The 19,322-nt window shown below is 27.6% G+C and carries 21 protein-coding genes and 1 other RNA gene; 17 read left to right on the forward strand and 5 right to left on the reverse strand.

Going from position 1 to position 19,322, the window contains the following annotated elements:
* Positions 1–3: 3 nt before the first annotated feature.
* From QZ429_RS03335 to QZ429_RS03345, 3 genes are read right to left on the reverse strand one after another with little or no spacing between them, the layout of a single operon-like run.
* On the reverse strand, positions 4–1,245 hold the full coding sequence (locus QZ429_RS03335) for an ArsS family sensor histidine kinase (RefSeq protein ID WP_291951057.1): 1,242 nt from the start codon (positions 1,243–1,245) through the stop codon (positions 4–6).
* Entirely contained in the window at positions 1,242–1,916 is a 675-nt protein-coding gene (locus QZ429_RS03340; RefSeq protein WP_291951060.1) for a response regulator transcription factor, read from the reverse strand. The genes QZ429_RS03335 and QZ429_RS03340 overlap by 4 nt, the downstream gene beginning before the upstream one ends.
* A gap of 20 nt (positions 1,917–1,936) precedes the next feature.
* Complete coding sequence (locus QZ429_RS03345) at positions 1,937–3,352, reverse strand: DegQ family serine endoprotease (RefSeq protein ID WP_291951062.1); 1,416 nt, start codon at positions 3,350–3,352, stop codon at positions 1,937–1,939.
* A 164-nt stretch (positions 3,353–3,516) separates the two neighbouring features.
* Here QZ429_RS03345 and QZ429_RS03350 point away from each other — a divergent pair, with 164 nt between their 5' ends.
* From QZ429_RS03350 to QZ429_RS03430, 17 genes are all read left to right on the forward strand, one after another.
* Complete coding sequence (locus QZ429_RS03350; protein ID WP_291951064.1) at positions 3,517–4,368, forward strand: J domain-containing protein; 852 nt, start codon at positions 3,517–3,519, stop codon at positions 4,366–4,368.
* Positions 4,369–4,377: 9 nt separating this feature from the next.
* A complete protein-coding gene (locus tag QZ429_RS03355) occupies positions 4,378–4,752 on the forward strand; it encodes a helix-turn-helix transcriptional regulator (RefSeq protein ID WP_291951067.1) in 375 nt (124 codons plus the stop codon).
* A gap of 22 nt (positions 4,753–4,774) precedes the next feature.
* Entirely contained in the window at positions 4,775–6,400 is a 1,626-nt protein-coding gene (locus tag QZ429_RS03360; RefSeq protein WP_291951070.1) for a cation:proton antiporter, read from the forward strand.
* Positions 6,397–6,729 carry a hypothetical protein gene (locus tag QZ429_RS03365; RefSeq protein ID WP_291951073.1) on the forward strand — a complete coding sequence of 111 codons (333 nt, stop codon included), beginning with the start codon at positions 6,397–6,399 and terminating at the stop codon, positions 6,727–6,729. The genes QZ429_RS03360 and QZ429_RS03365 overlap by 4 nt, the downstream gene beginning before the upstream one ends.
* On the forward strand, positions 6,726–7,352 hold the full coding sequence (locus QZ429_RS03370) for an HAD family hydrolase (RefSeq protein WP_291951076.1): 627 nt from the start codon (positions 6,726–6,728) through the stop codon (positions 7,350–7,352). Before QZ429_RS03365 ends, QZ429_RS03370 begins: the two co-directional genes overlap by 4 nt.
* Before the next feature lie 3 nt (positions 7,353–7,355).
* The gene (locus QZ429_RS03375; RefSeq protein ID WP_291951080.1) at positions 7,356–7,619 is read left to right on the forward strand and encodes a DUF2018 family protein; all 264 of its coding nucleotides are present in this window, start codon (positions 7,356–7,358) and stop codon (positions 7,617–7,619) included.
* A gap of 2 nt (positions 7,620–7,621) precedes the next feature.
* The gene (locus tag QZ429_RS03380) at positions 7,622–8,050 is read left to right on the forward strand and encodes an exporting protein (protein ID WP_291951083.1); all 429 of its coding nucleotides are present in this window, start codon (positions 7,622–7,624) and stop codon (positions 8,048–8,050) included.
* 50 nt (positions 8,051–8,100) lie between these two features.
* Positions 8,101–8,994 (forward strand): polyprenyl synthetase family protein, encoded by an 894-nt coding sequence (locus QZ429_RS03385; RefSeq protein ID WP_291951086.1) that lies wholly within the window; start codon positions 8,101–8,103, stop codon positions 8,992–8,994.
* Positions 8,994–10,301, forward strand: a complete 1,308-nt coding sequence (hemA, locus tag QZ429_RS03390) for a glutamyl-tRNA reductase (RefSeq protein ID WP_291951088.1) — start codon at positions 8,994–8,996, stop codon at positions 10,299–10,301. The genes QZ429_RS03385 and hemA overlap by 1 nt, the downstream gene beginning before the upstream one ends.
* Positions 10,291–11,988: a proline--tRNA ligase gene (locus QZ429_RS03395; RefSeq protein ID WP_291951091.1), complete on the forward strand. Its 1,698-nt coding sequence runs from the start codon at positions 10,291–10,293 to the stop codon at positions 11,986–11,988. The genes hemA and QZ429_RS03395 overlap by 11 nt, the downstream gene beginning before the upstream one ends.
* Entirely contained in the window at positions 11,988–12,374 is a 387-nt protein-coding gene (locus QZ429_RS03400) for an FxsA family protein (protein WP_291951094.1), read from the forward strand. The genes QZ429_RS03395 and QZ429_RS03400 overlap by 1 nt, the downstream gene beginning before the upstream one ends.
* Positions 12,371–13,297 (forward strand): hydroxymethylbilane synthase, encoded by a 927-nt coding sequence (gene hemC, locus QZ429_RS03405; protein ID WP_291951097.1) that lies wholly within the window; start codon positions 12,371–12,373, stop codon positions 13,295–13,297. The genes QZ429_RS03400 and hemC overlap by 4 nt, the downstream gene beginning before the upstream one ends.
* Complete coding sequence (locus QZ429_RS03410; protein ID WP_291951101.1) at positions 13,298–15,091, forward strand: menaquinone biosynthesis decarboxylase; 1,794 nt, start codon at positions 13,298–13,300, stop codon at positions 15,089–15,091.
* A 122-nt stretch (positions 15,092–15,213) separates the two neighbouring features.
* A complete protein-coding gene (locus QZ429_RS03415; RefSeq protein ID WP_291951103.1) occupies positions 15,214–15,573 on the forward strand; it encodes a FlaG family protein in 360 nt (119 codons plus the stop codon).
* Between the two features lies 1 nt (position 15,574).
* A complete protein-coding gene (fliD, locus tag QZ429_RS03420; RefSeq protein WP_291951107.1) occupies positions 15,575–17,899 on the forward strand; it encodes a flagellar filament capping protein FliD in 2,325 nt (774 codons plus the stop codon).
* An 18-nt stretch (positions 17,900–17,917) separates the two neighbouring features.
* Positions 17,918–18,289, forward strand: a complete 372-nt coding sequence (gene fliS / locus QZ429_RS03425) for a flagellar export chaperone FliS (RefSeq protein ID WP_291951110.1) — start codon at positions 17,918–17,920, stop codon at positions 18,287–18,289.
* On the forward strand, positions 18,286–18,495 hold the full coding sequence (locus QZ429_RS03430; RefSeq protein ID WP_291951113.1) for a hypothetical protein: 210 nt from the start codon (positions 18,286–18,288) through the stop codon (positions 18,493–18,495). The genes fliS and QZ429_RS03430 overlap by 4 nt, the downstream gene beginning before the upstream one ends.
* Here the strand turns inward: QZ429_RS03430 and rnpB are convergent.
* Together rnpB and QZ429_RS03440 are read right to left on the reverse strand one after the other, a co-directional pair.
* An RNA gene (gene rnpB, locus QZ429_RS03435) (RNase P RNA component class A) lies at positions 18,489–18,815 on the reverse strand. The genes QZ429_RS03430 and rnpB overlap by 7 nt on opposite strands.
* A 26-nt stretch (positions 18,816–18,841) precedes the next feature.
* A partial coding sequence (locus QZ429_RS03440) for a hypothetical protein (RefSeq protein ID WP_291951116.1) occupies positions 18,842–19,322 on the reverse strand: 481 nt, incomplete at its 5' end.

A 19,322-nucleotide genomic window follows, 5' to 3' on the forward strand; every position in this document is an offset into this window, starting at 1 on the left:
TTCCTAATTTTGAATAATATTTTCTAAATTTTTAAAATAAAAATAATTACAACCATTACTATACTCATAAAAAAGTGTTAATTTATGAGAGTCTAGTATGGTTTTTACTACATAAAGACCAAGTCCAAAGCTATCTTTATTTTTTTTTCCTTGAGTAAAAGCTTGAGTATAGTGCCTTAAATCTTGATCTAAAGCCTTGCCTATATTTTTAAAACAAAGATATTCTCTTGTAATTTCTATAGTTACTTTATTTTCATCAGAATATTTTATACCATTATCTATCATATTTTTCATAGCTGTGGTAAAAAGTTTAAAATCAACATTTATGCTAAAACTCTCTTTTATACTAATTTTTATTTTATTATCATCATTCATTGCTATATCTTTAGCTTCATCTAGTAAATCTAAGATATTATATTTTTTTAAATTTATTAATTGAGTTCCTGAAGTAATTTGCTCAATCGCAGCAAATTCATTTATAAGGATCTCAAGACGATTAAAAGCTGCCATTAATCTTTCTTTATATTTGCTATTTTCAAGCATTTCTAAAGTGATTAATCCCTTAGTAATTGGAGTTTTTAATTCGTGCATAATATTTCTTAAAAAAAATTGTCTTGAAGAATTAAGCTTTTGAATTCTCAAAATAGATTCATAAAATGCTGTTGCAACTTGTGAAATCTCATCATTTCCTCTGCTAACATTTTGTATTTCATCTAATTTATTTTCTCCAAATTTATCAATTTGTCTTTTTAAAGCTCTTAAAGGCTTTAATTTTCTTATGATAAAAAGATACAAAATCACTAAAACCATTACTACAATTACAGCTATAAATTTTATTACAAAATATCTATAACCTTGATATTCTAGGTCTTTATATAAAAAAAGCTTACCATTGTAAATAATTTTCAAATACACATTATCTTGTAAAGTAATAATTTCTACAATAGCTGTGCTAGTTTGAGCACGAGCAATTGTTTCGGCCTTATAAATGACATTTTTAATAGAATTGGGATTTATAAGTTCTACCATTTTATAATTTTTAGTTTGTTCTTGGAATTCTTTTTCTCCAATTACATTATTAAGATATAGCAATCTTGAATTTGCTATAAAAGAATACTTAGCATTAAGTTCATTTGTGTAATTTTGTTGATCATATTTAATAAGCCATAAAAATGCTAATATCACACTAATAATGGCTAGTAAAAATACAAAAGTAATAGTATAAAAAATTGATGACTTATTCATTGAGTTAATTTATATCCTATTCCCCTAATAGAATGAATATATTTTGGAATTTTAGGATCGTCTCCAATTTTTTGCCTAATACGGCTAATAATCACATCTATGCTTTTATTACTAGAGTCTTCGCTAATAGAGCTACAATTATACACAAGCTCCTCACGGCTTACTACTCCACCTTCTTTTTTAATCAAATAACTTAAAATATCAAACTCTGCATTAGTAAAATTTATCTCTTGATCTTTCATTGTTATAGTATGTTTAAATTTATCATATACTAAATCTTTTTTTACTTGTGCTTGAGTAGTTTTTGTATTTGAAATTCTTCTTAAATGACTTTTGATTCTTGCTTGAAGTTCTTGAGGATTATAAGGTTTTGGTAAATAATCATCAGCACCTAAATTAAGTGCTGTAACTTTATCGCTAATATCGTGTCTAGCGCTTGAAATAATAATAGGTGTATCATATTTTTTACGAATTTCTTCACATACTTCAAGACCATCAAGTCCTGGCAAACTTAAATCCAAAATAATCAAATCATAAGGATTTAAAGCAAGTCTAGAAAGTCCTATATAAGGCTCATGAGCAATATCTACTTTCATATCAAATTGTTCTAAATATTCTGCAATAATTTCAGCTAGCTCTAAATCATCTTCTATCATTAAAATTTTAATCATTATTTATCCTTTTATGTAATTTAATAAAGCAAAACTCTAACAAATCCACCTCTATTAATCCAAATTTTAACATATTCTTTGCCTTTGTTTAAATTTAACGCCTTAGATAATTCTTTAAAATTTGAAATTTCATATTGATCAACACCGACAATAATATCTCCTGATTCAAAACCTGCTTGTTCTGCTTTTGATTTTGGAATAACTTCTGTAATTAAAATACCACTAATATTCTCAGGAATTTTATATTCTTGTCTATTTTTAGAATCAAGCTCTATAAGTTTTAAACCTTCTATATAGCCTTTTTCATACTTTGATGATTTTTCATCAGTTTTAAGCATAAATTTAATTGTTTTGACTTTATTATCTCTTTCATAGCTTAATTGAATTTCTTGTTTTGGATCAATACTTCCTATATAATTTTTTAAATCCATAGGGCTTTTTATGATAGTTTTATCAACTTTAACAATCAAATCTCCTCTTTTTAATCCAGCATTATAAGCTGCTGAATCTTTTTGCACATCAGTAACTAATGCACCATCTTTATTAGTGTAAGCTTTTTTTATATCCTGTGTTAAAGCCCCTATAGCAACGCCTAAGTATCCTCTTTCAATCTTACCATTTTCAATAAGTTTTTGTGCTATGGTTCTTACCATATTTGAAGGTATTGCAAAGCCTATGCCATTATTTCCACCACTTCTTGAAAGGATAGCTGAATTTATTCCTACTAAAGCGCCACGACTATCTACCAATGCACCACCTGAATTTCCAGGATTAATAGAAGCATCAGTTTGTATAAAATTCTCATATTGATTTAAACCTATATTATTTTTATTTAAAGCTGAAATAATTCCACTTGTAACACTGCTTCCAACTCCAAAAGGATTTCCTAAGGCAAATACAACGTCTCCTTCAAGTAATTGATCAGAATTTGCAAAAATAACAGCTGATAAATCTTTTGCTTCTATTTTAATGACAGCTAAATCTGTCTTAGGATCTGCACCAATTAATTTAGCTTTATATTCCACACTAGAATCTGGTAAATTAACTGTAATTTTTTCAGCTCCTTCTATTACGTGATTATTTGTAATAATATAACCATCACTAGAAATAATCACTCCAGAACCAAGCGAATTTACCATTTCTTTATTTTTTTTGTTTTTAGGCATTTTTGGCAAATCAAAACCAAAAAATTGCTTAAAATATGGATCATTAAAAAAATCATCTATACCAAAAGAGTTATTTTGTATCGTTTGACTTGTAGATATATTTACAACCGAATTTTTAACCTTTTGAATAGAATCATAATAAGAAAGTATAGTATTTGTATTATTTATAGGCGAAGTTCTTTGTAAATTTTCTTCTGCTTGTTTAAAATTAATACTCGCACTTAATAAACTAGTTGAAGCTATTAAAGAGAGAATAATGGTTTTTTTCATATTTTTTCCTTTTCAAATCATTTTTTTTGGGTAAGTATAAAATTTTATTTTTACATAATTGTAAATGAAACCTTTAGTTTTATAACTTATAAAAGTTGATTGACTTAGACTAAAGTTTTTGATATAATTTTATCGTTTAAGTAAATTAAGTTAAGGAATATAAAATGAGTAATAGTTTATATGATACCTTAGGTGTTTCTAAAAATGCAAGTGCTGATGATATTAAAAAAGCATATAGACGCCTAGCAAGACAATATCATCCAGATATCAATAAAGAAGCTGGAGCAGAAGATAAATTTAAAGAAATTAATGCTGCTTATGAAATACTAAGTGATGAGCAAAAAAGAAATCAATACGATCGATATGGTGATTCTATGTTTGGAGGGCAAAGTTTTCAAGATTTTTCAAGAAGTGCAGGCGGAGCTGATATTAATGATATATTAAAAAATATTTTTGGTGGAGGTTTTGGCGGTTTTAATTCTAGCAATAATTTTCGAGGTGGTTTTAATGGCTTTGGAGAAGATTTAGATTTGCAAGCTAGTATAAAAATTCCATTTGAAAAAGGAATTTTAGGCGGAGAACATTCTATAATGATACAAGGTGAGCAAATAAAAATAAAAATTCCTCATGGTATTAAAAATGGTGAAAAACTTCGCGTAAGAAATAAGGGTAAAAATTTAAATGGTCAAAGAGGGGATTTAATTTTAAAAATTGAACTTGAAAAAAGTAAAGAATACACTAGAGAAGATGATGATTTATACAAAAATGTAGAAATTAGTTTAAAAACTGCTTTTTTTGGGGATAAAATTAGTATTAACACTCCAAGAAAAGAGGTAAAAATTACCATACCACCAAATTCTAAAAATAATCAAAAAATTAGACTTAAAGGCTATGGAGTGCAAAATAGAAAAACAGATATTTATGGGGATATGTATTTAATTTTAAATGTTAAATTACCAGATACAAATACCTTAGATCCTGAATTTTTAAAAATTTTAGAAGAAAAGTTACCATAAGGAGTAAATATGCAACATAGTTATGATGAACCTGTTTATTTAATTAGCGTTGTAGCTAAAGTTTTAAGTATCCATCCTCAAACTCTAAGGCAATACGAAAAAGAAGGTTTAGTAGAGCCAAGTCGAACAGATGGAAAGATGAGACTTTATTCTCAAAAGGATATAGATAGAATTAAAATGATTTTACGTCTTACAAGAGATCTTGGCGTAAATTTAGCCGGTGTAGATGTGATATTAAAATTAAAAACAAAAATAGATGAATTTGAAACCACCATAGAAGAATTAAGATTAGAACTTAATAAAAAAGATGATCCTTCAAAGTCAAGAGCAGTGGTAAAACATAGAAGTAATTTTGATTTATTTTTTTTAGAAAAAATAAAATAATGCAATTAAAAAAAGGCAATAAGTGGAAGAATTTTTAACCTTATTTTTAGTTGCAGTTGCAGTTGCAGTTATATTAAATGTCATACTTAAAAAATTTGGTGTCCCTACTATCATAGGATACATAGCCACTGGTTTGTTTGTGCGTGAATTTTATGGCTTTAGCACTAATGAAATCATCGTCCATGTAGCTGAATTTGGCATAGTATTTTTAATGTTTACTATAGGGTTGGAATTTTCATTTAAACATCTTTTAGCTATGAAAAAAGAAGTATTTTTAAATGGAAGTTTGCAAATGCTAACTTGTGGTTTAGTTTGCACTTTATTAGTTACTTATATTTTAGGAGTAACTAGTCATATTGCTATGATAGCAGGATTTGCACTAGCTTTATCTTCTACTGCTATTGTATTAAAAATATTAAATGACAATGGCGATATTAATCAAGAATACGGAAGAAAGGCTTTAGGCATACTTCTTTTTCAAGATATAGCAGTTATCCCTTTGCTTATAATGATAGATATTTTTAGTTCTGAAAATACTGATATTTATAAATTATTATTTACTACTTTAATTAGTGCAATTATATTGCTTGTGCTATTGTATTTTATAGGAAAATATCTTTTTTCATACATTTTGAAATTTATCATCAAAACTAACGCTAATGAAATTTTTATTGCGGCTATACTTTTTACCGTTATAGGTGCTAGTTTTTTAGCACATTTTTTTGGTTTTTCTTACTCACTTGGAGCCTTTGTAGCAGGGGCACTCATAGCAGAAACTCAATATAAACATAAAATAGAAGCTGATTTAATTCCTTTTAGGGATTTGCTTTTAGGATTTTTCTTTGTAAGTGTTGGATTGCAAATTGATTTTCATATAGTTTTTGAAAACTGGTTTTTGATATGTTCTTTTGTAAGTTTAGTGTTATTTGTTAAATTTGTAGTTATTTATGGACTTTTAAAACTTTATACTAGAAAAAGAGTGGCTTTAAAAACTGCTCTAAGTGTTTCTCAAATAGGCGAATTTGCACTAGCTGTATTTTCACTAATGCAAGTTAATGCTTTAATTGATGAAAAAACTGCACAAATTTTTATCATAGTTTCCATTATTACTATGATAGCAACTCCTTTTATTTTAAATAATATTAGAAAAATAGCAGATGTTGCTCAAGGCGAAGAAGGAGATATGGCTAAATTTTATTTATGTGATCAAAAAATTAAAGATCATTTTATCATTTTTGGCTATGCAAGATTAGGTCAAGAAGTTGTTCAAAAGGTTAAAAAAACTGGTATTCCATATGTTGTTTTAGAAAGTGATTTAAATTTAGTTGAACTTGGACGCAGTAGAAATGAAAATGTTTATTTTGCGAATGTAGCACAAATTCAAACTTTAAAAATAGCAAATATAGAGGAATGCTCTGTTGCAATTATCACTATCAATAATGAAGCAAAACTCGAAATGCTTTATCAAATTCTTTCTAATCTCAAAAAACCAATTCAAACTGTATTAAAAACAAGTGGTAGTGGTGCTAAGATTATTTTTCCACATACTGATAAAAATTTGCATATTGTAAATCAAGAGGTTTCTATAGCTAGAAATTTAGTCCAAGAAGCTTTACAATGTAGGATTAACACGAGTGTAACAGAATGAAAAATGAAGAAAAAATCTTAAGAGTAAAATACATAAGGGCTTTAGAAAAATTTTCTAATTCAGCCACAAGTGCTTTAAAAAGAGATAATTTTAACTTAATTCTTTTTCAAGAGAGGATGAAAAAAAATGCTCAAATTTTTAAAAAAATTCAAGTAGTTTTTTTAGATTCAACTTACACTAAAGCTTTAGAAAATTTTGTTAATGATTGCTTAGATGATACTTTAGATAGAAAAAGATTGTTAAACAAAATCAATACTTTGCATAAATTAAAAAAACAACAAAGCTATAAAAAAGAAAAATATAAAAATAATTTTAAGGATGAATTTTGATAAATGTAATTTTTGATATGGATGGGACTTTAATTGATAGTGCTAATGCTATTGTTTGTGCGGTTAATGATATTAGATCAGATTTAAATTTAGCTCCTTTAGATAGAGACTTTATACTTCAAACTATAAATACTCCTAATCAAGATTATGCAAAAATTTTATATGAAATTGTGCAGTATTCTCATACAAGTTTTAAAAAAGGATATGAAAAATATTTTTTAAAACATTACGATCAAAGCGTGGTTCTTTTTGATGGAGTTATTGAAGTGCTTAATTTTTGTAAAGAAAATAATTGTTATTTAGCTATTGCTACAAATGCACCACAAGAAAGCTTGGTTTCGATTTTAAAAAAACATAAAATATTATCTTATTTTGATAAAATTTTAGGAGTTAGTTATGGCATAAGATCAAAACCAGATCCTATGATGCTAAAATTAATTATCGATGAGGCAAAATATCAAAAAAGTATTTTTATAGGCGATAGTCTAAAAGATAAACTTTGTGCTGAAAATGCAAAAATCGACTATATAAACATATTATGGCAGCAAAATATAAAAGAAGAATATGAAGCTAATGATAAAGATAGTCTTATTATGAAAATTAAAAATTTTATAGGAAAATAAAAAATGGATATTTTTGATGAAATGCTTTCTAAAACTCCCAAAGAAAAATTTATAGAAACTATCAAATATGCAAATTCAGGTGCCTTAGAAAAAGTTATGGAGCAATTATTAGCCGATCATATTGCTATGTTAGAACTTTTAGAAAAGCATAATTTAAATGAAAATGATATAGCAAATTTTCAAATGGAAAATTCTTTATTTATAGATGAAAGAAAAAATGATTTTTACATAGGAATTAGTGCTCAAATTTTAGGACACGAAGGATAAATTTGCGAATTTTTATTGTTTTATTTTTATCTTTTTGTTTTTTAAAAGCTGAAGTTTTTTTTGATTATACTCATAAATTTATCTTAAAAAAAGATGAGAAAGCTAGAGTGCAAATTAAAGAGCTTCAATACCCTGATGAAACATATTTTTTTGATTTTTCATGGACTCTTTTTGATCAAACTAATATCATAGTTCATTCAAAATATAAAAAATATCCAAGACAATTTGTTATGTCTTTACGAAGAAATTTAAATTGGGTGGTTCAAACCTTAGTTCCTGATTATACCAATCCACACATTGATAGAGCAAGATTGATTTTAGAATTTACAAATTACAGCAAAGGTGAGGCTACTTTTAGTGTATATATAGAGGATAAAGATAAGAGACTTGAAGTTAAATTTTTAGATCCTAGAAAACTTCCTCTTAACTAAAAATAAAGCAAAATTTAATAAAATACTGCAAATAAATTAAGGAAAGCATAGTGCAAGAAATCGATTTTTATATGCACAAATTTTTATCTGAATTATCTTATGAGCCTATTATAACAATGTCTCAAGAGTTAAAAAGTGGTAAAAAACTTCGTTCTAAATTACTTTTAAAAATAGCTGGAAAAAGTCAAATAAGTTACAAACTTTGTGCAATTATTGAATTAATTCATAGTGCTAGTTTATTACACGATGATGTAATTGATGAATCTAATCTAAGAAGAGGCGTAAAGTCTGTTAATGCTCGTTTTGGAGCAAAAAATGCCATTATGCTAGGAGATATTTTATATTCTAAAGCTTTTTATGAACTTTCCTTGCTTGATACTCAATTAGCAAAAATAATATCAGATGCTGTTGTTAAGCTTTCTATTGGCGAATTAATGGATGTAAATTTATCTGAAAATTTTAATACTGATAAAACTAAATATCTACAAATGATTTATAATAAAACAGCGATTTTAATCGAAGCAAGTGCAAGATGTGGAGCTATTTTAGCAAATTTAAATGAAAACGATTTTGCACAATATGGAAAAAATTTGGGTTTAGCTTTTCAAATAGTTGATGATATGCTTGATATACAAGGTGATGAAAAAGTGTTGGGAAAACCTGCTATGAGTGATTTTAAAGAAGGTAAAACTACGCTTGCTTATATATATCTTTATGAAAAACTTGATCAAAATGAGAAAGATATTTTGCAATCTTTCTTTAAAAGAAATTTAAATCAAAATGAAATTTTATGGATAAAAGATAAAATGCAAGAATATGCTATTTTAGATCTAATCAATTTAAAATTAAAAAAATATGCTAATAATGCCTTAAAATCTATAGAAAAATATAAAATTAAAGATTTAGAAGAAATTATCAATAATATGATCAAAAGGGATTTTTAATGCATTATTATTGCATAAGTTTTACACATAAAAATACTGATATTGCAACTAGAGAAAAACTTTCTTTTGCAAATGATGATAAAAAAAGAGAATTTTTGCGATTAATACATTCAAACAATAAAATTTTAGAAAGTTTATTGCTTAGCACCTGTAATAGGGTAGAAATTTTTATTTTTTTAGCAGACAATGAAGGAATCCAAGAATTTATTTTAAACTCACTTTGTTTATTATGTGATGTAAATAAAGAAGAATTAAATTTAAAAGCTGATTTTTATGAAAATAGTGGAGCTATACACCATCTTTTTTCCGTAGCTAGCTCTTTAGATAGTTTAGTTGTAGGTGAAACTCAAATCGCAGGACAATTAAAAAATGCTTATAAATTTTCTTTACAAGAACAAAGAAGTGGTGTAAATATAACCAGAGCAATACATTATGCTTTTAAATGTGCAGCAAATGTAAGAAATCAAACAGAAATTTCTAAAAATCCTATTTCAGTTGCTTCTGTAGCAGTATCTAAAGCAAAAGAATTAATAAATTTAGAAAACAAAACTGCTGTTGTAATAGGTGCTGGAGAAATGAGTGAGCTAGCCTGTAAGCATTTATTAAACGCAAAGGCTAAAGTCTTAATTTTAAATAGAGATTTAGAAAAAGCTAAGAAATTATCAAAACAATTAGGTAACGATGTGAGTGTTGAAAGTATTGCAAATTTAAAAGAAGTTTTAAATACTTACGAAATATTTTTTTCAGCTACTAATGCTCCACACGCAGTAATTATTGATGAGTTATTAGAATTAAAAAATTATACAAGATATTTTTTTGATATAGCAGTTCCAAGAGATATTGATCTTAAAACAAATGATAAAATCATAGTTTATGCAGTAGATGATTTAGAAGAAGTAGTGCGAAAGAATTTAACACTTAGAGAACATCAAGCACAAATTGCTTATTCTATAGTTGGAAATATGACTAATGATTTTTTTAAATATTTAAACAAACTCGCAACTTTACCTTTAGTAAAACAACTACGTTTGCAAGCTAAAGAAATCGCAGACAAGGAATTGCAAAAAGCTATTAATAAGGGTTATTTAAAAAATTCAAATCACGAAGAAGCACAAAAACTAATCAATCAAACTTTAAATGCCTTTTTACATCATCCAAGTGTTAATTTAAAAAAATTAAGTGGAACTATGCAAAATGACGCAGTAATTAATGCTATGCGTTATGTATTTAATCTAAAAAATGAGAATTTAGAGGGTTTAAATCACTATAAATGCGAATTTAACTGGGAGAATCACGATGAAATTTAGTAAGTTTTACGCTATTAGCTCTAAAGAAAATCCAAAAGATGCAACCTTAGCTAGCCATATTTTCTTAGTAAGAGGGTCATTTATAGAACAAATTGGTAGCGGGCTTTATAATTTTTTACCTTTAGGAAAAAAAGTACTTGATAAAATCGAAAATATCATAAAAGAAGAAATGGATTATATAGGAGCTTTAGAAGTAAATTTAAGTTTTAATACCCCTGCTAATTTATGGAAAGAAAGCGGAAGATTTAATATCTTTGGCAATGAACTTTTAAAATTTAAAGATAGAAAGGATAATGATTTTATTTTAGCACCAACTCACGAAGAAGCTATGGTAGCTCTTATTAGAAATAAAATTACTTCTTATAAACAACTTCCTTTGCATTTATATCAAATTGGATTGAAATTTAGAGATGAAGCTAGACCTAGATTTGGACTTTTAAGATGTAGAGAATTTTTAATGAAAGATAGCTATAGCTTTCATACTAATGATGAAAATTTAGATCAAGAATTTAAGCTAATGTATAAAACTTATAGCAAAATTCTTACAAGATTAGGTCTTGATTTTAGAGTTGTTGAGGCTGATAGTGGCTCTATTGGTGGAAGTGGATCAAAAGAATTTATAGTGTTGGCTAAAAATGGCGAAGATGATATTTTATTGTGCGAGCATTGTGATTATGCTGCAAATATCGAAGCTGCTACTAGAACTAAAAAAGTATGCAAAGATGAAAGACCTCAAGCTAATTTTGCCACACAATTTCATACCCCAAATGTAAAAACAATAAAAGAACTAGCTGATTTTTTCAAAATAAATCCTTACTACACAATCAAAGCCGTGGTTAAAAAGGCTATTTATGAAAATGGAGAAAAAATTGTAGTATTTTTCATACGAGGTGATGATGAATTGCAAGAAATCAAGGCTTTAAATGCTACAAATGCGTTAGAATTAATAGATATCAACGAAGAAGAACTCATAAGTGCTAATTTAGTGCCTGGGTTTATTGGTTTTATAAATTTGCATGGAATTGATTTTTATCTTGACAAAGAATTAGAAAATGAAACAAATATGATTATTGGAGCTAATAAAAAAGATTATCATTTAATAGGCATTAATGTAGTAAATTTAAATAAAGAACGCTTTAAAGACTTAGTTGCCGTTCAAGAAAATGATTTGTGTCCAAGATGTCAGCATAAATTAAAACAAAGTAAAGGTATAGAAGTAGGGCATATATTTAAATTAGGTAAAAAATACTCTCAAGCAATGAATGCAAGCTTTTTAGATGAAAATGGAAAAGCACAATTTTTTACTATGGGTTGCTATGGAATGGGTGTTAGTCGTTTAGTTGCAGTGGCAATTGAAGCAAACCACGATGAAAAAGGTTGCATTTGGAATAAAACTTTAGCACCATTTTTACTTGATATTATAATTTCTAATATAAAAGACGAAAAAGCAAATCATTTTGCCAATCAAATTTATAATCATTTCAAAGATAAAGAAATTCTACTTGATGATAGAAATGAACGCTTTGGAGTAAAAATAAACGACTTTGAGCTTATGGGCTTTCCTTATGCCTTAGTAATTGGTAAAGGTTTAGAAAAAGACGAAGTAGAATTAATACATAGAGCAGATCTTACAAAAGAAGTCTTAAAAACTAATGAAGTAATTTCATATTTAGAGAAGATATTATGATGGCAAAAATAAATTTAAGTGCATTTTTAATCTTAGAAATAATTGCGAGTATTTTATTTATAATCTTTTTTGGATTTTTAAATTTTTTTATGATAGTTTTTGCAAGTATGTTTTTAGGAGCTATATTTTTAGCAAAAACATGGACTAATCTCATTACTATGCAAAATACAAATACAAATTTCTTCGGTATGATTAAACTTTTTTCTCTAACTATAGTTGGAATTTTATTATTAATTCCAGGAATTTTAAGCACTTTTTTAGGTATCTTGCTTTTATTTTTTATTTTAATAGTAAAATTTTTTTATAAGCAAAAAAAATACACTCAAAAAAACTCGTATGAAAGTGAAATTATCGACGTAGAAATCATTGGAGATGACAAAAAATGAAATTAATTATAGCTACTAGAAAAAGCCAACTTGCCTTATGGCAAAGTGAGCACATAAGAGAATGTTTATTAAAAACTCATCCGCATTTAGATATTACATTAGAAGGTTTTAAGACTAAAGGAGATGTTTTGCTTGATTCTCCTTTAGCTAAAATAGGAGGAAAAGGGCTTTTTACTAAGGAACTTGAAGAAAGTATGTTAAGAGCTCAAGCGCATTTAGCAGTACATAGCTTAAAAGATGTGCCTAGTTTTTTTCCAGAAGGTTTAACCTTGGCAGCTGTTTCTAAAAGAGAAGAAGTAAATGATGTATTTTTAAGTGAATATTATGAAGATTTAAAAGCACTACCATTGGGTGCTAAAGTTGGCACAACAAGTCTTAGAAGAAAAATGCAACTTTTAATACTAAGGCCTGATTTAAATATTATTTCTTTAAGAGGCAATATTAACTCTCGTCTTGAAAAGCTTAAGGCAAAAGAATTTGATGCAATCATCTTAGCTTTAGCAGGCATTAAACGTCTAGGTTTAGATAAGCAAATTAAATTCATAAAAGTCTTTGAGCTTGATGAAATGATACCAGCGGCATCTCAAGGTGCATTAGGTATTGAAAGTATAAATGATGAAAAAATTTTAAATTTATTACATTGTATTAATAACGAAGATGCTTTTATTGAGACATATATAGAAAGAGATTTTATTAAAACCTTAGAAGGTGGATGTCAAGTTCCAATAGGAATTAATGCAAAAATAATTAAAGAAAAGATAGAAATTCGAGCTATTGTGGGATTGCCAGATGCAAGTAAAATTTTAAAAGAAAAAATAATTATTTTAAAACAAGATTATAAAAACGCTGGAAAAATTTTAGCTAAAGAAATGATTAAAAATGGTGCTAAGGAAATTTTAAAAGAAGCAGAAAGTATGATATAAATGCAAAATTTTATAAAAATTTTGAAAGAAAATAATTTATTAAAAATCATTGATGAACCAGTAGATATAGAGCTTGAAATGGCTCATTTAGCTTATTTAGAAGTGAAAAAAGAAGATTCTAAAGCTTTACTTTTTACTAATGCTGTAAAAAATAATCAAAAATACAATTATCCCGTGCTTTTAAATACATTTTGCAATGAAAAAGCTTTAAATTTATCATTTGGTAGATCTTATAATGATATTTCTAAAGAAATTTCATCTTTGCTTAAAATGCATATACCACAAAATTTTAGTGCTAAAATTGATTTTTTTAAAACCTTACTTAGCCTAAAAAATATTCCACCTAAGAGGATTAAAAAAGATGGATTATTTACTCATCAAACTTTAAATTCTCTAAATGAACTTCCTATTTTAAAAACTTGGGAAAAAGATGTTGCACCTTTTATCACTATGGGACAAGTTTATACACAAAGTTTAGATGGCAAGCAAAATAATCTCGGTATGTATCGTTTGCAACTTGTAAATGAAAAAACTCTACTAATGCACTGGCAAATTCATAAAGATGCAAATCATTTTTTTAATGATTATAAACAAGCTAACAAAAAAATGCCAGTAAGCATTGCCATAGGCGGCGATCCTTTATATATATGGTGTGCTCAAGCACCTTTACCTAAAGGAATTTTTGAGCTTTTACTTTATGGTTTTATACGGAAAAAGCCTGCTATTTTGTCAAAATGCAAAAGCAATGATCTTTATGTCCCTTATGATAGTGATTTTGTAATAGAAGGTTTTGTAAATCCAAATGATTTTGCACCAGAAGGTCCTTTTGGAGATCATACAGGATTTTATACACCTGTTGAACTTTGTCCTGTTTTAAAAGTAGAAAAAATTTTTGCTAAAAAAAATGCTATATATCAAGCCACCGTTGTAGGAAAACCACCTTTAGAAGATAAATATATGGGTCTTGGAACTGAAAGAATCTTTTTACCACTTTTGCAAACTAATGCACCTGATTTGCTTGATTATAATATGCCAGAAAATGGTGTTTTTCATAATCTCATCTTAGCACAAATTAAAACAAGATATCCAGCACACGCCCAGCAAACAATGCATATTTTTTGGGGAATAGGGCAAATGAGTTTTGTAAAACACGCGATTTTTGTAGATGAAAATGCTCCTAATTTAAAAGATTATGACAAATTAATACCTCATATACTTAATCGTTTTGATGAATCAAAAATACTCATTAGCGAGGGAATTTGTGATCAATTAGATCATGCTTCTAATACCTACTGCTACGGAGGAAAAGCTGGACTTGATGCTTGCGGAGAGTTAAAAGAAACTCAACTTGATAAAATATCAGATGAGAATTTATTAAATATATTTCAAACTTTAAATCAAAATATCACAAATTTAAAACAATATTATTTAGATACCTATGCTCCAATTTGCATAATATCAATCGATAAAAAAGAAAAAATTTCTCAAATTTTTGAAAAATTACAAAATCACAAAAAGCATTTTAGGATTTTGATTTTTGTTGATAAAGATGTAAATTTAAATAATCCTTATATGTTAGTATGGCGTGTGGTAAATAATATTGATGCAAAAAGAGATATTTTTATAAAAAAAGATTGCGTTTGTATTGATGCTACTAGTAAAGGACCTTTAGAAGATTACTATAAAAAATGGCCTTTGATGACTAATTGCTCTAAAGATGTTATTGACAAGTTGATTTTTAAAAAACTTCTCGAAAAAGATGAATTTTTCTTTAAAAAATTTGAAATTTTTTAAATTTTTTATTTTGAGAACACTTTTTGCTTATAGTTTTATCGTAAATTTTTATATTAAATTATTAAGTTTTATTTGTTTTTTGTCGATAAAGAATCTAAGGTCTTTTTAAAAAGGAGTTTAAAATGAATGCCAATGTAAATACTAACGCTATTCAAAGAGATAACACTGCACATTATAGTGCAAAAAATATAGAAAAATCATCGACAAATGATGTTAAGACAACACAGCATCAGAATTTAAACAATCAAGATGAAAATTTAAATGAAAAATTAAAAGATGCTACAGATAAACTTAATAAACAAATGGAAACTTTAGAAACCAACGTGCGTTTTGCTTATAATGACAAAATTAATGAAATGTATGTCAATGTGATAGAAAAAGATACTGGTAAGCTAATACGCAAAATTCCAACAGACGAAGTAATGAAATTAATAGAGCATTTCAAAGGCGTTATAGGAACAATTTTCGACAAGGAGAGCTAAGATGGCAATTGGTAGCTTAGGAAGTTTAGGGATAGGATCAGGTGTATTAACAAGCGAAACGCTTAATAAGCTTAAAGAAGCGGAGCTAAATTCTCAATTAAAACATTATAATTCACAACTTGAAACAAATTCTTCAAGACAAAAAGATTTAGCAGAATTAGAAGCTAAACTTTTATCTTTTCAAACTGCTGTAAATAGTCTTGGAGATGCAAGTCAGTTTAATAAAAAGAAAGTTTCACCTAGTGTTAGTGGAGATAGTGCTGCTGCTGGATTAACAGCGGGCTCTTTGTCGGATTTAAAAAATATGACTGTGAAAGTAGATCAATTAGCTCAAAAAGATGTATATCAAAGTAATGGCTTTAAAGATAAAACTCAATCAGTCTTGTCAGCTTTAGGTCTAGGAGATCAAACTAAATCACTTACTATCACTCAAAATGGACAATCTTACAAAATAGACATAGATAAAGATACTACCTTAACTCAACTTGCAGAAAAAATAAATGCTGCTGGTGGCGGTAAGATAGAAGCTAAGGTAGTAAATACAGGAGATAAAAATGTTCCTTATCGTTTGGTAGTGCAAAGTAGCGAAACAGGTGTTCAAAATAATATATCATTTTCAGGAGATGAAACACTTTTAGATAAATTAGGCTGGAAAATTGATAAAAATAGCATTAGTGCTGGAGGTCTTTTTGGTTTTAGAGAACAAGGAAATAAAGATAAGCCTGGAGAAATTTCAGGAAATTTAAATAGCAGTGGCACTATCGACGAAAATAATAAACTTTTAGATGGAACTTCGACAACTCCAACCTCTCTAACTTTTGTGCTTAAAAATGGTAGTAGTTATGATAGATACACTATAGATATAGATGAAAAAACTACCTACAAAAGTTTAAAAGAAGAATTAGAAAATAAATCAGGCGGAAAAATTACCTTAGACTTATCAAATAACAAAGCTACTTTTAAAACTACTGGAGGAGAGTTAGGTATATTTGATGGAGGTTATGCAAAAGATTCTAGTGGCAACATTGATTATGATAATTATCAAAGAGATACTAACGCTACAAAATTACTTAAAGATAAATTTGGTATTGAATTAGATACTAGCACAACTCAAGGCTATAATGTAGAAGCAAGCAATACAAATCATATACAAAAAGGAGCAGATGCTATTTTTAGTGTCGATGGAGTGCAAATGTCAAGACCAACTAATACCATAAAAGATATAGGTCCTGACGTTACATTAGAATTAAAACAAAAAGGCGAGATAAGTTTTAATGTAACTCAAGATACAGAAGCCATTTCAGAATCATTGCAAAATTTAGCTAAAGCTTATAATGATTTAATGCTAAATATCACAGCAGCTACAAAATACGATCCTGATGCTGGAACTAAAGGGAATTTCGTAGGAGTAAATGAAATTTATAATATCAAATCTCAAGTTAATCAAATTTTACTTCAAACTATAACCGTAGATGGAACCATAACTATAGGAGATGGTGATAATTCTGAAGGCACAAAAGTATCTTCAAAAGTAAGTTTATCTTTAGCTGATTATGGTTTAACTTTAATAGATGGGGTTATGAGCTTTGATTCTTCTAAATTTAATTCTAAGGTTAATGAAGATCCAAAAATGGCAGAAAAATTTTTTGTAGGAAGTAGTGGATTTGAGGATCTTGATTTAGTCGGTGATAAAGTTGATTTAACTAAAGCCGGCACTAGCAGTAGTACCGGTGGCATTCATCAGATAGAATTTAAAGATAAAGATTTTAAAATAGTCTATAATGATGAAACTATAGATTTATCAAAGAGAAAAGATGGAAGTGATTTTGTATTACAAGGAAAAGATAATGCTGAAATGGCAAAAAATCTAGTAGATCATATTAATAGTTTTGGCTTAGAAGGCTTAGAAGCTAGTTATGAAATCATTAAAAATGGTGCAGATGAAAAAGTGCAATTTAAATTAAAAGGAACTTCAGGAAGTAATCTTGAAATTAAAGGGGATAAAAATTTTTTAAAAGAAATTGGCTTAAGCCCTAAAACTATATATTCAAAATATAAAAAAGAAACTGGAACTTTTGGGGTATTAAAAAATACTTTAAAAGAAATAGTAAGCTCTGATGGTGCATTTGGAGGCTATAAAGAATCTTTAACAAAAGAAGCTAAGAATCTTAGCAAGATTACAGAAGAAACTAAAGCTTCTATAGAAAATAGATACGATACAATGTGGGCAAGATGGGCTGCATATGATGGTATTATCGCAAAATTAAATAATCAAGCAAGCGTTATTGCCAATATGATTAATGCAGCAAATAATCAAAATTCTTAATATAAGAAAGGGTTTTTTATGGTTAATAATGCAGTTTATAGTGCATATTCACAAAATCAAATAGGAGTAGAGTCTCAAGAAAAGCTTATTGAGATGCTTTATGGCGGTATTTTACGTTTTGCTAGTAGAATTAAGCTTGCAATACAAAATGAAAACATAGAAGAAAGAGTTTATTATGTAAAAAGAACAAGTGCAATTTTTATAGAATTAATAAATTGCCTTGATTATAACAAAGGTGGAGAAGTTGCACACTATCTTAGTGGCTTATATACAAGACAACTACAACTTCTCTCTTTAGCAAATATAGAAAATAGCGAAATGAGAGTTGATGAAGTAATCAATGTAGCAAAAGGCTTACTTGAAGCTTGGAGAGAAGTGCATCAAAAATGAATAACTGGATAAATGATTTTAAATTAGCTGTTTATACTGAAGATATAGAAAAAATAGCTAAATTAATAGAAAAACCTGACTTTAGTAACTATTTAAATGAAGCATTAGCATTAACAAAAGAAGCTATTATTCTTATGAAAAAAAAGCAAGATGAGCTTGCATTAAATTTACAAAAACTTCAAAAAGCATCTGCATATATGAAATAAACATGGCTATAAGCCGAGTTCTGTCTTGAATGATCATTTATCTAGTTTTGTTTTTGCAAACAAAATCAAGCGAAGGGTTAAATTATAAGACTAAAACCACCCCTTCTTGCTGCAGATTGGGTTTACATAGCTAGCTTTGTTACCAAAGCTACTGGTGAGCTTTTACCTCGCCGTTTCACCTTTTCCATAAAATATCATTATGGTAGTTTTCTTTCTGTTGCACTTTCCCTTAGGTTGCCCTAGCCATCTGTTAGATGGAATCTTTGTCTTATTGCAGCTCGGACTTTCCTCTTCTAAGAAGCGATCATTTGCCATGTTCAAAGCAATTTTACCAAAAAAGTGCCATTTATGCTAGTGCAAAAATCAAGCTTAAAGAAATTTTTAATTCTTCTCCCTCTTTTTTGAGTTCTATATTTTGAATTCTAATATCTTCTCCAAGATTACTAATAAATTCCATTAAAGAATTAAAATCACTTAAAAATTCAAGTTTTATTTTATAAAAAGTAAAAAATTCATCTTTTTGATGAAAAGTGCTAAATTTAACTTTTTTTGCTTTCATTTTATTAAGATTTTTCTCTATATGTTGTATTTTGCTTTGATAATCCTGCTTAAACATATCGATTTTTTCTTTTAATGATAAATCATATTTAATATCATCAATATTTTGCAAAAATTGATTGTTATCATAATACATTGTTTTCATATGTTCTAAATTTTGCGTTAAATTTTGATGAGTATCTTGAAGTTTCTCAAAAAAGCTTGCATAAATGATAAAAAATCCAAAAATGAAACTTGCAACTAATAATAAAATAAATTCTCTATTAGAT

The organism is Campylobacter sp. (genome assembly GCF_020024835.1).
Classification (GTDB): Bacteria; Campylobacterota; Campylobacteria; order Campylobacterales; family Campylobacteraceae; genus Campylobacter_D.